This window comes from Candidatus Poribacteria bacterium (genome assembly GCA_021295715.1).
Classification (GTDB): Bacteria; Poribacteria; WGA-4E; order WGA-4E; family WGA-3G; genus WGA-3G.
This window is the reverse complement of the sequence record JAGWBV010000086.1, coordinates 1-14,450: the sequence shown is the minus strand read 5'-3', so window position 1 is coordinate 14,450 and position 14,450 is coordinate 1. Positions and strand designations below refer to the sequence as shown.

The 14,450-nt window shown below is 44.9% G+C and carries 12 protein-coding genes; 3 read left to right on the top strand and 9 right to left on the bottom strand.

Annotated features, from left to right (window positions below; genetic code table 11):
* The 7 genes from J4G07_18355 to J4G07_18325 all read right to left on the bottom strand — a co-directional run.
* Nucleotides 1–298, bottom strand: a 298-nt coding sequence (locus J4G07_18355) for a hypothetical protein (GenBank protein MCE2415949.1), incomplete at its 3' end; no start/stop codon positions are given.
* A gap of 11 nt (nucleotides 299–309) precedes the next feature.
* Entirely contained in the window at nucleotides 310–2,619 is a 2,310-nt protein-coding gene (cas3, locus tag J4G07_18350; protein MCE2415948.1) for a type I-D CRISPR-associated helicase Cas3', read from the bottom strand.
* 51 nt (nucleotides 2,620–2,670) lie between these two features.
* Nucleotides 2,671–3,387: a type I-D CRISPR-associated protein Cas5/Csc1 gene (gene cas5d / locus J4G07_18345; GenBank protein MCE2415947.1), complete on the bottom strand. Its 717-nt coding sequence runs from the start codon at nucleotides 3,385–3,387 to the stop codon at nucleotides 2,671–2,673.
* A 26-nt stretch (nucleotides 3,388–3,413) separates the two neighbouring features.
* Nucleotides 3,414–4,403 (bottom strand): type I-D CRISPR-associated protein Cas7/Csc2, encoded by a 990-nt coding sequence (cas7d, locus tag J4G07_18340; GenBank protein ID MCE2415946.1) that lies wholly within the window; start codon nucleotides 4,401–4,403, stop codon nucleotides 3,414–3,416.
* Nucleotides 4,400–7,249 (bottom strand): type I-D CRISPR-associated protein Cas10d/Csc3, encoded by a 2,850-nt coding sequence (cas10d, locus tag J4G07_18335; protein ID MCE2415945.1) that lies wholly within the window; start codon nucleotides 7,247–7,249, stop codon nucleotides 4,400–4,402. The genes cas7d and cas10d overlap by 4 nt, the downstream gene beginning before the upstream one ends.
* A gap of 94 nt (nucleotides 7,250–7,343) precedes the next feature.
* Entirely contained in the window at nucleotides 7,344–7,583 is a 240-nt protein-coding gene (locus tag J4G07_18330) for a hypothetical protein (GenBank protein MCE2415944.1), read from the bottom strand.
* Nucleotides 7,584–7,962: 379 nt separating this feature from the next.
* The gene (locus tag J4G07_18325; GenBank protein ID MCE2415943.1) at nucleotides 7,963–8,994 is read right to left on the bottom strand and encodes a transcriptional regulator; all 1,032 of its coding nucleotides are present in this window, start codon (nucleotides 8,992–8,994) and stop codon (nucleotides 7,963–7,965) included.
* 445 nt (nucleotides 8,995–9,439) lie between these two features.
* Between J4G07_18325 and J4G07_18320 the strand changes: the two genes are divergently transcribed.
* On the top strand, nucleotides 9,440–10,468 hold the full coding sequence (locus J4G07_18320; protein MCE2415942.1) for an acetylxylan esterase: 1,029 nt from the start codon (nucleotides 9,440–9,442) through the stop codon (nucleotides 10,466–10,468).
* 110 nt (nucleotides 10,469–10,578) lie between these two features.
* On the opposite strand, the gene J4G07_18315 is transcribed toward J4G07_18320, so the two are convergent.
* The gene (locus J4G07_18315; GenBank protein ID MCE2415941.1) at nucleotides 10,579–12,129 is read right to left on the bottom strand and encodes an undecaprenyl-phosphate glucose phosphotransferase; all 1,551 of its coding nucleotides are present in this window, start codon (nucleotides 12,127–12,129) and stop codon (nucleotides 10,579–10,581) included.
* Between the two features lie 334 nt (nucleotides 12,130–12,463).
* Between J4G07_18315 and J4G07_18310 the strand changes: the two genes are divergently transcribed.
* Together J4G07_18310 and J4G07_18305 are read left to right on the top strand one after the other, a co-directional pair.
* Nucleotides 12,464–13,033 carry a Gfo/Idh/MocA family oxidoreductase gene (locus tag J4G07_18310; GenBank protein ID MCE2415940.1) on the top strand — a complete coding sequence of 190 codons (570 nt, stop codon included), beginning with the start codon at nucleotides 12,464–12,466 and terminating at the stop codon, nucleotides 13,031–13,033.
* On the top strand, nucleotides 13,030–13,527 hold the full coding sequence (locus tag J4G07_18305) for a hypothetical protein (GenBank protein MCE2415939.1): 498 nt from the start codon (nucleotides 13,030–13,032) through the stop codon (nucleotides 13,525–13,527). Before J4G07_18310 ends, J4G07_18305 begins: the two co-directional genes overlap by 4 nt.
* Before the next feature lie 327 nt (nucleotides 13,528–13,854).
* On the opposite strand, the gene J4G07_18300 is transcribed toward J4G07_18305, so the two are convergent.
* The coding region (locus tag J4G07_18300; GenBank protein MCE2415938.1) for a transposase at nucleotides 13,855–14,450 on the bottom strand (596 nt) is incomplete at its 5' end.

Below are 14,450 nucleotides of genomic sequence, written 5' to 3'. Positions count from 1 at the left end.
TGAGTGTCAAGAAGGCTTTCCCGAAGTGTTGAAACAACTCGTCATTGAGGAACGTGAATCGGAGTCTGCACTCGGTGCCTGCTTGGATATGGAGCTGATCTCCATATCGCGTCCCCTTCGCAATCAAGGGTGAGACAGTAAACGGCTTTTGTGCCGATTGTGCGTGGAGCGTCGCTGCGAGGTTTGGGTTGCTTTCGCGTAGGATCGCGAGAAACGCGGCGTGTGCGTGGTGACCCATCGTCGGACGGAGCGTTACATCGGTTTCGGGTATCAGTGAGATGAGTGTGCTGATGGGCATGGGTGGTTTCCTTATGTAGCAACAGTTCGTTCTTTCGCTTTCCATTTTCCCTGCAACTCTGCATGAATTAGAAACGCTTGGGATCCGAGGATTAATTTATACTCCTCCTGTCCATCATTAAAAGAAACAAACAGCGGATAGGCAATCTGTCGCTTCGTTTCAAGAATGTTACTGAGATCATAACGATTCTCCATCTTCGAGAGAAGACAAGTAATATATCTATCTTCCAAGATGTCCTGCATTTCAAACGGTAAATTTCTGTTAGATAGACTGAACCGGATTCCTTTCAATGCTGTAGGTCCCCAGCAGTGTTGACGTTCAAAGTATTCCTTGTCAACATCGTCGGCATTATAGTCAAATTGTATCTTAGCGGACACTTCTTTACGAGCGTCAACCCGCACAAAAAATTCACAGTAATTCCGCCAATTTCCTGTTAACTCGTGATATTTTTCCTTTGTCGGAATAACGGTAAACTCATAGTGCAACAGGACATGAAAAAGGTCATACTCGGTATAGTTGGCAGTATTCTGAAAAAAATGGTAAGGATCATAGATGGCACAACGGATGCCAACATCCGAACCGCGGAAGTTGAATAGCGACTGGATAGGGCAGTGTTTCTGTTTGGCATGTTCAACGACTTCTTCTCGATTGGAGCGGCGTTTAATGAAACCTTTGATTGCAGTGTTCAATTGCTTGCTCGGTGTATTTTGGAACTCTTCTAACTTTCCATTGAGCCAACTCTGATATTTCAAATAACTCCATGTGGCTTTTTCCTGATCGCGTTGAATGAAGTTATCGTAAACATTTTTTTCATGTGCATCAATGACGTTTTCATATCTTATATGCCACTGAATCTTCTTCATTATCTCGTCAAATGTGGTGTCACTTTCCGGTGCGAAAACTTTTCGAATTGTCTCAAAAACCTCTCGTACCCGATCTTGACGGTTTTCTGGGACACGCCTAAGATGTCCATAGAGAGGATAGAACGCCTCAAGTACAGCATAAGACTGAATATAGTGATAAAAGCGATTGTCTTCACCGAGCGAGTCTTTAACGAGCGCGGCAAATTCCTGACGATCATAATTTTTGCCCTCTTCTAATTGTGAGTAGAGTTTTCCTTGAACAAATGCATGCCCAATACTGCTATGAGTGGTATTTTTCTTACCCAGTAACCTACCAGCCCGCCCAATGCGTTGTGTGAATTCCGACCCGTAAAGCGCATCAAAACAGACAAAGTCAATATTTTGCCGTAATTTTTCTTCCTTTTTGAAGTTGTAACCAATGTCTACCGTCGGGGTTGCGAGAACAAGTGGATAAGACGTTGCCTTATCACGTTCTGCAGGATCAACTGCACCTGTAATCAATCCAATTTTTCCTTCCAGCCCTGCATTTTTCAGACCCTGATTGATATCCGTGATGGTGCGTAGAGAGCTGCTAATAATGGCACCTTCCTTTTCTGAATTGAGCAAATCCAAAATCAACTCAGGATGTGCCTTGAGTGAATCGTGTATTTTGTTGCTATGTATTGTCAATTCAATTTCAGAAAGTGTCTGGACCTTCTCATAACTATCACTTTCTGCAGGCTCATTGTCAGGACTGACGAGTTTGTATTTTAGATCGATTTCGTCAAGATATTTGAACAACTTGTCATCGGGTGTTGCCGAAAGTAGACAGATTTTCCGTCCTGCTTTTTTGAAGTAACCGTACTTTTTTGAGAAAATGAAAAACATTAAGAAATTCGCGAGTTGTTTGGCATTGTAATAGTGAAACTCGTCAATGACGATATAGTTGAATTTGACCAAAAAATCACGAAACAGGTTTGCACTATCCATTTTGGAGTAGCGACTATAGAAACATAGATAAAAAATATCTGGATTTGTAACTAATATCAGTTTCTTTTGTTCTGTCGAATTTGGATATTCGATAATTTCATGTAATTTTCTTGGATTTCTAACATTATACCCCGGATCGTAGACGCTCTCCCATTCACGAAGCTTCTCACCAGTGATTTCAGCAACTTCAAAATTCAGTTCATGTTTCTTAACAAAATCACGGATATCATCTGCATGTTGACAGATCAGTTCATTTGTCGGTGCGATGAATAGGACGTTATCATTGTCTTCTTTTAGGTCAAATAATCGAAGCAGGGAGGCTTGAGTTTTCCCCGTCCCCGTGTTGTAGGTGTTAATGACGAGATCGTTTTCCCTGAGTTCATCATAGGTTCGTTTCTGATGGTAGAGTGGTGGATGTTTCAACTGGAATTCATTTGTCGGATTAACCTTTTCATACCCTGCCTTCAGGGTGACTGTTCTTTCTGGCATAGTAATAACTCCATTGTGGTGTAGTCGTCTGTGATATAACAGCAAGTGAAGTTAAAAATCGGTATAAAACTGCATTCCCGCGGGTAACTGTGTTTTGTCCTTATCTGCAAGTTGATAAAAATCCCCAGATAACTGCACATGCCGAATCAACGGTGTCGGACGAATATTAAGCATGTCAAACATGCCGATCTGTGTTTCTGGTGGTAGATCGCTCGGATTCAGATAATTGCAGTAAGGCACGTTTTCTGCCTGGTTTTCACGGTAGTGTTGTTTATAAGCAGAAATTTTCGCTTTGCTCATAAATTTACCAAGGCGAATATAACGCGGCACTCTAAACTCGTCCCGACTTGTTAGGTAGAAAATTCCCTTATTGCCTATAGAAAGTAATTTGAATCTTCCAATCTGCGGAAAGTTAGTTGCTCGCGCTTTTAATCGCGGATTGAAAATGCGATCCCGATTAACAGAGATCGCATTTTGTTCCATCTGATACCAATACGAGTCGGAGAGCGCGTTAAATTGCACCACCGTAAATCGTGGTTCCTCGGTCAATGTGCCCGGTGTAACGTAGATGCCTGCCTCGTTGAGTTTTTCCAAATCCTCGGCGTAGGTAATTTCACCGTCGTTGTGATAACCAGCACGGCACAAGCCAAGCGCGTATGCAAGCGCGTAATTACCGATGACCGCCTCTGTTTGGAAGAAGTTGTTTACCTCGCGACTGGCGAAAAAGAGGTTTTCCATAAGTTGAAACTCGCAACGATAAATCTGCATAAGATACCTCCGGTGCAGGATAAGGATCACTCTCCCGAATAGAGTTCAGTGATATCATCCAACAACCTTTTTACTTCATCAGGTGATATAAATATATGCCGAATTTCATCAACTAACTCGTCCACTTCTGTATCACCGAGAATTTGAAGATTGCCGATAACTGCGTGCGATAAGTTTTCTACCGCTGCAACAACTTCTGATTTCACTTGCTTTTCTTTAAGGGGGAACTTTCTATTCTCTGGTCCGAGACGGGCGTAAACACTTTGTGTCAACTCCAGGTTACTAAAAAGTTCACAATCACTGAAGATGGCACCGACAAGCGTGTTGCGCATCTTACCAAGCCTTGAGGAAATAGCACCGTAACGACGACTCCGTAGCATATTCGCTATTACATAGCGGATTTCAATTGCAGTCAAGTCTTTTAGAGTCTGCATATCGATAAACAGCGTTTCTGGCTTGACATACTCGTCCGCTTGAATGCTCGCGGATGCCTCTTTTGTAACAGGATCGCGCATGGTGTTATTATCATATAGCGCGTTGAATGTTCGCTTTGCCGTAACTGCCTGATAAGACAGAATGCTGAAAGCATCATCTGTAATGACGCGTGATTTTTGGGCACCACCGCCGCCGACAGCGTAACCGTAGATCATACAGTCCGCACAGATGCCACAAGGTTTGTTGCGGTTCAACGCGCAGATGTTACCTGCTTCTTCCTTGCGTTCTCCTTTGGTGTCTGGGGCATAGAATAGCAAGTTATGTTGACGTAGAAGTTCGCGACCTATTCTACGCTCAACGGCAGTCTGTTTGCGTTTGCTAATTGTGACGCGAGAAATAGGATCGCCGTCATCAAGCCCAGCGTGAACAGTATCACGGCTCAACCCCTCACCAGAACCCTCGGTGCGGAATATCATCTCTGATTCCGCTTTACGCAAAATAATGAGTGTTAAGTAACGGCTTTGGGGGAAGTTTTCGTATTTTTCAACCATAAAGTCGGTATAGTTATTCAGAATACTCATGACTGTTGTTCCTCTTTTTCTCTATCGCGTCTCGGAATCATCTCTGTAATGAAGTAGAGATATCCGGCGCGAATACGTTTCCGATTTTCAAGCATATTAAGCAGGTTACTTTGATAAACTTCTTTGTAAATCTGATCAAACAGAATTGTAACAAATTGCGAAATGTTCTCCAATTTTTTCGCACCGAAAAATTTCGGATCAAGGCGTTCAATCGCCCGGGAGACCTCTTTGGACATGATCGCTCGCGCTTCTTCTTCAGTCTCATGCTCTACCTGCCAGCGTTCAAAACTGTCAAGTGCAACATCAAGTGGTTTGGCGAGCGAATTATCCTTGAGACTCTCACCCTTTAATCGCCCCTTCCATGCAATACGAGCGAGTTCCTTAATGTGAGGCATAATTGCGTCTCCTCCTTTCTTTGTCACGACATCAGCAATAAGCTGTGCTGTGTCTCGGACAGTTGCGAACTGCAGCGGTTCATTTCCTGCTTGTTCGCGTTTAATCATTTTGTGGGTTACGTAGTAAAGTTCAAGTGCATCATAGTTCAAACTTTGAATTAGCCGTACAAGATCGTCTGTCTCAAAACTTCCAATCTTTACCTGAATATTGTGCAGGTTGATTAACTGATCAAATACCTGCTTGGTCATATTACTGTCAAGGTCATTGCATGGCAACCATCCGCGAAATGCAGATGGGATATGGTCGATAAAAAAATAGCTAAACTCGCCAGCAGAAAAAAGTGGAATTGACGAATCGGTTAATACTGCACGACATCCCAAAAAGCGTTGATAGAGTAACGCATTCTTGATCGCAAACAGAATGTTCTCTGTATGATTGTTTTGCCCAGGTGTGTTCACAGGAATAGTTAGAATGTTACCAAGTGCTTCCGAAAACTCTGGGATAGGATTCCCGTTGCTTTTTGTTTTAGAGACTGGCAACACTAACTGTGCCCTTTCCCGATAGATGCGAAAGGCATTGTACGTGTTAATATATATGGATGGAAAATCTGGATCTCGAAATCTATTTTGTGCTGCACGAAGAGCTTTTATCAGTCCATCAGTGAAAAACGATGGCGGATATAAATGGATAAAAAATGTTGATGTGCTGCTTGTCACATTGTAACAGATTTTGTCAAGCATATACTGGGTTCGGCATACACTGCAGACGCGGCGTTTCGGCTCACGTGATGATCCACCTTCAAGTCGATTAGAAAACTGTTGCACCTTGATATTCGTCGGCACATCTGGTTTCATCCAGAGAGTTGTATCAAATTCTGAGCCGCAGGTGCTACACTGAACATGGTTATCTTTAACATAGCGGGTCAGATTTGTCGCAAAATCCTTGTCTCTGCCAACAGCAAAGTCAAAATCAATGTACTTGTGAACGTAATCTTTCAAAACCCTAAATTCGCTTTCTGTTTGCAGGGTTTCCATAAGGCTTGATCCATCTTGTAGAATTAACTCATAGACCTCATCAAAACTCATACCCGAATTACAAAGATCACGTCCGATGATGTAACCCCGATCATACAACGCATTGAAAGCTGTGTATCGCGGTCGTAAGGTAGTGCCCTCAATCTCCAACGGCAATTTAAGCAGATCATAGATGTAGGTCCAAGCCTCGGGAATAGTTGATGAAAAATGCTTATTGAGAAAAATATAGTATGTGCGAACTAATTCTCCAATCCTGACAGCAACATTGTCCGGAGGAAGTAAGTAAACCTCCTCAGCCAAAATCTCATCAATCAATGCAACTTGTGCTGCAGGATCAGGGTTCTTTTTACTTGGTTTGCTACCGAGTAACTTCCTACGTTCCTCTTGTAGCCTCCCACGAGAACGATCATTCATCGCATCCACATTAGTGGCATAGTTCTTTTCACTAATGATGTTCCGGACTTCATTCCAAATTTCCTGAAATGATAAGCGAAGCAAAAGACACTTTTCATCTATTTTGATACCGGCAGAACTGTTCTGAATAAACTTGCTGAATTTTCCGCGTGTCTTCGACTCGATGTTATCTAAAATAAAGTCGCCAATTGCTGTAATTTCATCAGTTGTCAGGTGGACATCGTGATTCTCGTCCACAAGATATGCAACCCCATCAGGATAGTAAAGTAAAGGTAATATGCCTTTTTCCGTTTCCAAATACTTCACAATCTCGTTGTGGATTAAGTTCGTAAAAATACCTCGCTGTTCGCTTACCTTATGGTAGACAAATTTATACTTGACGTTATAAAAAAGGCTGTTGATCTCTTTAAGGAAGTTCTGCTTTTTATCACATTCCTCAAGTGTCTTTGAAAGATCAACCACATCCATTGCTCGGATAATCGGGACAAGATACTCCAAAAGTCTGTCTTTCTCAAGTGAATACGGATCATAATTGAGATCAAGTGTTTCATCGTAAGTGTTATGATATCGTGAATGGGCGCGGACTAGTACCTCTATATCCTTCAAATAAGTTTGCCATTCAGGGAAAAAACGTTCTATCTCAAGGTTCCTCAAAGCTGCACTAACATTTTTGGCGTTTGCCAGATAGTTAAATGAACGCTTTTCGTTCTGGAATTGCTTGAGTTTATTCAGGTCGTGAACGCTGAAAGCACTGAAAAGCACTTGGACTTCAAGGTCATCTAAATCCAAAATTGGGCGTAACCGTTCCAGAACACAAATTCCGTTGAGAATATGGAGATAGAGCGACTGTCCCGCTTTCGCCCCCCATTGAATAATTTCCTGATACTCACGTAACTTCCTATTTGCGATTTCCTCTATATACGTGCGGAAGATGTCGTCAGTATCCGAGCCCACACCAAGTGATAATAACAACATTTCATCTGCGGACTTCTGTTTTGCCATGATGTATCGTTCCTCCTTGTCGACTCAAACTGACTTAAGTATAATACATCATCAGTGACACAAACCTGTGCCTGATGATTTTTTTTACATAATTCTAAAGCCCGAACCGCTGAAGTTCAGCCCAAATAGCAATCGGTTCACCTGCCAGTGCGCGAGAACAAATTTCTTTTGCCAACTCCAATCTCATGTAACAATCAAGTAAATCTGCATCTATCGATTCCAAACGATTTGTCAGACAACCAATTGCATAACGCAAATCATCAATACAGGACATTTTCTGATCTATTTCCTCAAAATATTTCTGAATTTCCAGAGATGGGTCTAAGTTTTTCATGTTGTCTCCTCCGCTAAATTTCTTTATAACGCTACCATAACTTTTCATAATTATACCACAAACCACAAAGATTGTCAAAAAAATTGCAGGGATCTAATAACTTTACACTAAATTGAAAACTATTTAAGGAAATATACTCGCAATCGAGGTTCTTATTATAGATTTGGTAGGGTGAAATATAACGCAACCATTTTTCAATCTCGTCTGTCGAGATTCTTGTACCCTGCTATTATGGTAACACAACTAAATCTTTCTGTCAATGACAAAATCGTGCCTGAGTATGTAAAAACCTTTGGTTTGATAGTCTGAAAGGTCCAAACCTGTCGCCTCACTGGCCTAAATATAATGTTGTTTTTGGGTGGCAATTTGAGGCATAATGCTATTGTGCAGAATTGAACCCTCCCTCGGCGGTGGATGTAGGTTCTGCTTTTTTATTTGGTTTTTGATTGGCGTACAACTTTACCATTTCTTGCGCTGTCCGATCGACCCATTTCTGCAACGCTTTCGGTTCAACAACTGCCGCTTCATGCCCCCATCCGAGAACCCACCAACCGATCTCGCGCCAACCTGCGACTGTGACTTCAAAGCGGAGCACGCCATTAGGCATTTCTTTTATCTGTTGTGTCGGATGCCAATTCACTTCCCGAATCAGAGGAGCGATGCGTCGTGCAAACAATATAACAACACGCGTATCCGGTCCGAGCATGACATCCCAACTTTTCGCGAGGTATCGCTGGACAGAGAAATCTTCGGGGATCTCATAGTTCAAGTTCGTCATGGAGAGAGAATTAATGCGGTTGATACGGAATGTGAGAACTTGATTGAAGGTTTCGGAACGCCCGATAACATACCAAGCACGTTTACGAAACAGCACCGCATAGGGTGAAAGTCGATGGTGAATCCTCTGTCCGCTACTAAAAGAATTGTATTCTATGTTGACGCTGCACCGTTTTCGGATTGCTTCATATAGACTCTCTTTATGCGGATGCGTTTCGTCAATCTCACTCATCTGGTGATGTGGCACTTCAATCTGTGGTGCGATCTGGTTTAAGATGTTGCGTGCCTGCTTGGGCAAAACGGAGGTAATCTTATGAATTGCGCGATTCATGACCTCACCTCCTTGCTTTCCCTCCGCTGCACGATAGAAACTCGCCGCTGTAATGAGCGCGAGTGCCTCTTTAAAATCAAGGTTAAGATCGGGGAGGAAAAAGTCGGAGATCATCTCATATCCCCGTTTACCACGTGGAACGATCTGGATACCCATTTCACGCAATAAATCAATATCGCGCTGGATGGTTGCTATATTGACTTCAAATCGTTCCGCCAACCGAGAGCGCGTCCATTTCTGTGGTTCATTGTGAATAAGAGACGCGACTTCAATGACGCGTGCCATCTGATATGTTCGGTACATAACATCTCCTCAGTTTTTCCATTGCGGGTGCTATCAGAAAATCGCTCCTACAGAAGAGGGAGTGTTTTTGATTGAGGGCTTCCCCAGGAATCTGGGTGTTTTTGCCTGGGTATTTCTGCGTATTGCTTGAGTATTTGCTTGGGTGTTTCTGCGAATTTCTGCGGATTTACCTCCCTACGGGAGAACTACCTGATCTTGGGAATCTGATAAATTGAATTGACAGGCGGAGGTGTATCCTCTATTATGTCTTATACTTTATGTGGAAGCACAGTCGCCAACATTGTAGCACGGCTGAACATCTTGTCAAGTCATAAGCGGTCAGCCGTCGGTAGAGCGTCTGGCAGTCGCAAACTTCAAACTGCCACTTGACCCTCTTGCCGATTGCTGAAAGGGTTGCGTAGCAACCCGACCTGACGACCAACAGCCAATCAAGGAGAGAACCGTAATGTATGATGCCGCGACGCATTTTAAAAACTTATACGATACCGTTCCGAGAGCGTTTGAATTTCGGGCGACCACACGGGAAGAATTGTTATCATGGCAAGCCAATTTTCGTCCCAAGTTGCGAGATATCCTCGGCTTAAACAACATGGAATCCGACCTGGAAGGATACGTCCCGAAAGCAGAACAGCTCGAAGTCTTGGATATGGATAATCATTTCCGAGAGAGTTGGTATCTGTGGGTAGAGCCGACCGTGCCACTGCCGTTTTACCTACTCCGTCCGAAAACCATTGAAGGCAAAGTCCCACTGATCCTCGCACCGCATGGGCATAACCATCCACATCTCTACGCTGGCATCGCACACACAGAGGCAGAGGAAGAACACATGCTCGAAGGTGAGCGCGACATCGCCCGGCAGGCAGCCGTTGAGGAAGGCTATATCGCCATTGCACCGACGACGCGAGCGTTTGGCGAAACACGCACAGATGCCGATAAGGAAGCGAATAATACGCACTCCTGCCGACACCAGTTGGTTCATAGTATACTCGTTGGACGCACCCCGATTGGTGAGAGAGTATGGGATATGTCACGCCTCATTGATTGGGCGATAGAGGACTTACCGATAGATGCCGAACGCATCGCGATTACTGGGAACTCTGGCGGTGGAACCGTCTCACTTTTCGCCGCAGCATGTGAAACCCGAATTTCAGTTGCAGTGCCGAGTTGCTATTTCTGTACGTTTGAAGGGAGCATCGGCATGATTAATCATTGCGAATGCAACTATGTCCCAGGCGTTATGCGACTTGGAGAGATGTACGATGTCGCAGGCTTAATCGCACCGCGCCCGTTTTGTGCGATAGCAGGACGAGGGGACGGGATTTTCCCCATAGATCACGTCGAGTTCGCTTATGAACGTTTGAAAAATATCTACACAGTCGCTGGCGTTGCGGATAGATGCGAACTCTTTATCGGGGAGGGTGGACACCGTTATTATAAAGCCGGAGCATGGCCCTTTGTGCGGCGGTATTTTTAAGAATAGCAGGATTCACTGAAATAGTTCCCGGATCCCGTGTATAGCGGTTGCGTATCATTGGCACAGACCGCTCTTAACCGACTGCTGGCTGCCGATTGCTAACTGCTATCTCAGCGCGACCCCTTTTTAATTGCCCAGAGTGTTTTCAAAATGATCTTGATATCCAAGGCGAGAGACCAGTTTTCGATGTAGTACCGGTCATGAGAGATCCGCTCTTCAAGGGAGGTATTGCCCCGTAAACCGTTGACTTGTGCCCACCCGGTCATACCAGATTTGACGCGCTGCCGAGCGAGGTAGTGTGGGACCGATTCACTGAACGTATCGATTAATCCGGACATCTCTGGACGGGGACCGACGAGGCTCATATCGCCCTTGAGAACATTAAAGAATTGCGGCAGTTCGTCTAAACTCCAGCGTCTCAGGAATTTTCCAAGTGCGGTTTGCCGGGGATCATCGCTTTTTGCCCATACATGTCCAACTTTTTTCTCAGCATCAACGCGCATAGAGCGGAATTTGTAGATACGGAACGGCTTTCCACCTCTACCGACCCGTTCCTGATGGAAAATCGCGCTGCCGGGTGAAGTCAAGCGTATAGCGATCGCAATTATTACCATGAACGGGCTTAACACGATCAACGCCGATGCGCTAAGAGCAATGTCTATAAGGCGTTTAACGATGCCGCGTCCGCCCTGCATCGGTGTCTCTCTTAATTGTAGCACCGGTATATCATCAAAAAAGGTAATGGTATCTCTGCTGTCCGTGATAAATTCGGAGAGTTCGGGCAGGACATTGATTTGGACTGGCACCCCTTCGCACGCGTGGAGAATCTGCAAAATCGTGTCATTCGGCACCGTCGGTGATACGATGAAAAGCGTATCAAGTCGGTGTTTTCGCACCAATTCAAGGACTTCTTGACTTGTACCGAGACATTGCAATTGGCTATCGGAAACCTTCGACTGTCGGAAATCTTCAGCATTTTGGTGGAAGGGGGGAAGGGGGGAAGAGTGGGCGGTACCCCTTCCTTCCATCCTTCCTTTCTGCCAGTCTTCCATCCCAGTCTCTTGACTGACTGCTGACTGCTGACTGCTGATGGCTATCTCATCGATTATCCCTACCACTTCGTAACCGCTATCCGATTTAGCGTTCAGGACGTTGATAAGCTTTTCGACGCGGGTATCGGAGTTCCCAACAATTGCCAGTCGATTTACGCCGACCCCTTGGGCGTGAATTGATTGACGAAAGCGGTGGAGCACCAATCGACCCAAGAACAACCAGACGAGACTGAAACCGGTAGCTAAGAGCATAACCCAACGCGAATAAGCATCGTGATGATAGATGAAAAAGAGTGCGGCTAACGTGGCGATGAGCGAGATACCAGCGGCTTTGCAGAGGGTCCAGAACGCCGAAAACGTCGCGTTGCTTTCCGGACGATAAAGTTTTAACGCTTTCAATGTCATGAGCCAGATTATTGCCATCAGTGGGATGAGTCGAAAATAGTCGTCAAGAGGCGGGGTGCCTCCTTTATGCAAGGCGAGGACTTTAGGGGTCCAACCCGATTCAAATCGGACCCAGTATGCTACGACGATTGCGGTGGCGACGAAACAGAAATCTAATAGCACTGTGATCGCGATAAGCAAATGATCGAGCGTTTTACTGTTCATTGTCTGATGTAGAATGTGGCTTGCAAGCCCATATTGAGACACGGGCTGTGCTCAATTTCCCTCTCGTGTTGTTTTTCGTTGTTATATCCCTGTTCTGAGGTGTGCTTTGAAGCCTTATCAGCGATCCTCCAGTAACCGTGTTAAGTATATCAAATCTGTGCCATGCTTGCAAATTAAAATGGTGAAGATAATGTCTGCTGTAGGGCAGTGTGGAAGTTGAGACGACTGGAAATTTTGCTGATAAATTGCGCACAATATGTTATGCTACGGCTATAGTCTTTTGTAGAGCAAATTTCAGTTTGCGAAGTTACGTTGAAGTGGGAGGAGAAACCTGATGGCGAATCAACTGAAAGTGGGGATTGTTGGAGCACACCGTGGGAGTTCTTATTTTCAACCGTTTCGAGCGATAGCAGAAACAACCGTTACAGCGGTTTGTGACATCAATGAAGAGACACTCCAAAGCGTTGCTGAGCGGTTTGATGTTCCGCAACAGTTTACAGATTACCAAGCAATGCTGGACGCTGTCGATCTTGTCGTTCTCGCTACACCTGAGAATTTACACGTACCGCAAGCGATCGAGGCATTGGAGGCGGGAAAACACGTCATCAGTGAGGTGACCGCGGCTGTCAAATTGGAAGAATGTTACGACTTAGTTCGTGCAGTCAGGAAAGCATCTGCCAAGTACACGATGGCTGAAAACACGTGCTACGCCAAGCCGAATGTTCTGATCCGTAGTATGGTAGAGGCGGGCATGTTCGGTGATGTCTATTTCGGAGAAGGTGAATACCTCCACAATATTAAGTCGCTTCATCACGACGAGAGTGGGAATCCGACGTGGCGTGGTGCAACTATGCGACGCATAGCCTCGGTCCAGTGCTTCAGTGGTTTGATGGACGCGTTGTGAGTGTCTGTTGTCTCGGAACGGGTGTTAACACCGATCCTGAGCACGCCATGGAAGATACGGTCATGATGATGTGTAAAACGGATTGTGGAGGGTTAATCAAGATCCGAATTGACATGCTCTCAAATCGTCCCGCGAATTCGTATTTCAGTTTGCAAGGAACAAAGGGATGCTATGAGAGTTCACGTGGGTTCAACGCGGCACCGAAAATTTGGTTGAGTGAGTTCGGTATAAGCGAACAGTGGAGACCCCTCTCCCAACTTGAAGATTTACTACCGGAACGCTGGAAAAATCCGCCTGCTGAGGCTGAAAATGCTGGTGATCTCGGTGAGTATTTTAAAGTACGGGATTTTGTGGATAGTATCCTTACTGATACACCGCCACCGATGGATGTCTATACGGCGATGGATTACACCGTGCCGGGTTTGGTTTCGGAACAATCCATTGCGAACGGTGGAGCACCGATGGAAGTGCCAGATTTCCGAGAGATTGAATAGGACACAACTTACTTAGAATTGGATCGGTAGGCGCGGTTTCTCAACCGCGTCGATCGCAATGTCCTTGTCCTAAAGGATTTAAGTGAACCTTAACGTGAGCTCGACATAAGCATCTACCCTTAGGTCGGACCGAACGGAAAAAATAGAACGCTATCCTCCAAAAAACTTTGACCTTCCTGTTGAGATCTCGTGTAGAAAATCCAGAATGAACCCAATATTTCATCACGCTGGCACTCCTTTAAACAGCGTGATGAGGTCACTTACCCCCATTTTTTTTCGAGAGTAGATTGTCGTTGATGCCGTTGGGTTTGTCTGTGAGAAAGCCAGTCAGTTGGCAAAGGTCTCCGAAAGCGGATCCCCCCTCGGATGTATCTGCGTGAAAAAGGAGAGCAGAAAGTGTTGGTTCCATAAGTCCGTGAGAACGTTTTTGATAATCGTAATCACAGAAAAACTTTTTCTGTGATTACGATTATGTGCCTTCTGCCAATGTGTAGAGGCGACCTTCTCATAACTAATAAACAGCAATCCATAAGAGAGGCAGGCAGCCAACCAAAGCACATCAAGGCGGGAAACCTGTGTCGGTTTTTTCAAGACGAGTTCGCCAAATCCGAAGCACGACTTTATATCTCGGAATCCGTGTTCAATCTGCATGCGGCGTTTATAGCAGTGATGTATCTGATGTCCACTGAGGCGATTTGAAATCAGATACATCGGGTCTTTGAAGGACGCGTCTGTCATGATATGAAGTTGCAGCGGTATCTGCTCATGCGTCTGATAAAGGATATGCGGATACCATCCCGCTTGGAGGTCATCAAGTTTCTTCAGACTTCCATCAAGCGTAATACCGACATGTCTCGGAACACGCATCACGAACGGAATATCGCGCACCTTGAGAAACTTGATGACGTAGCGCGCACGCGCAA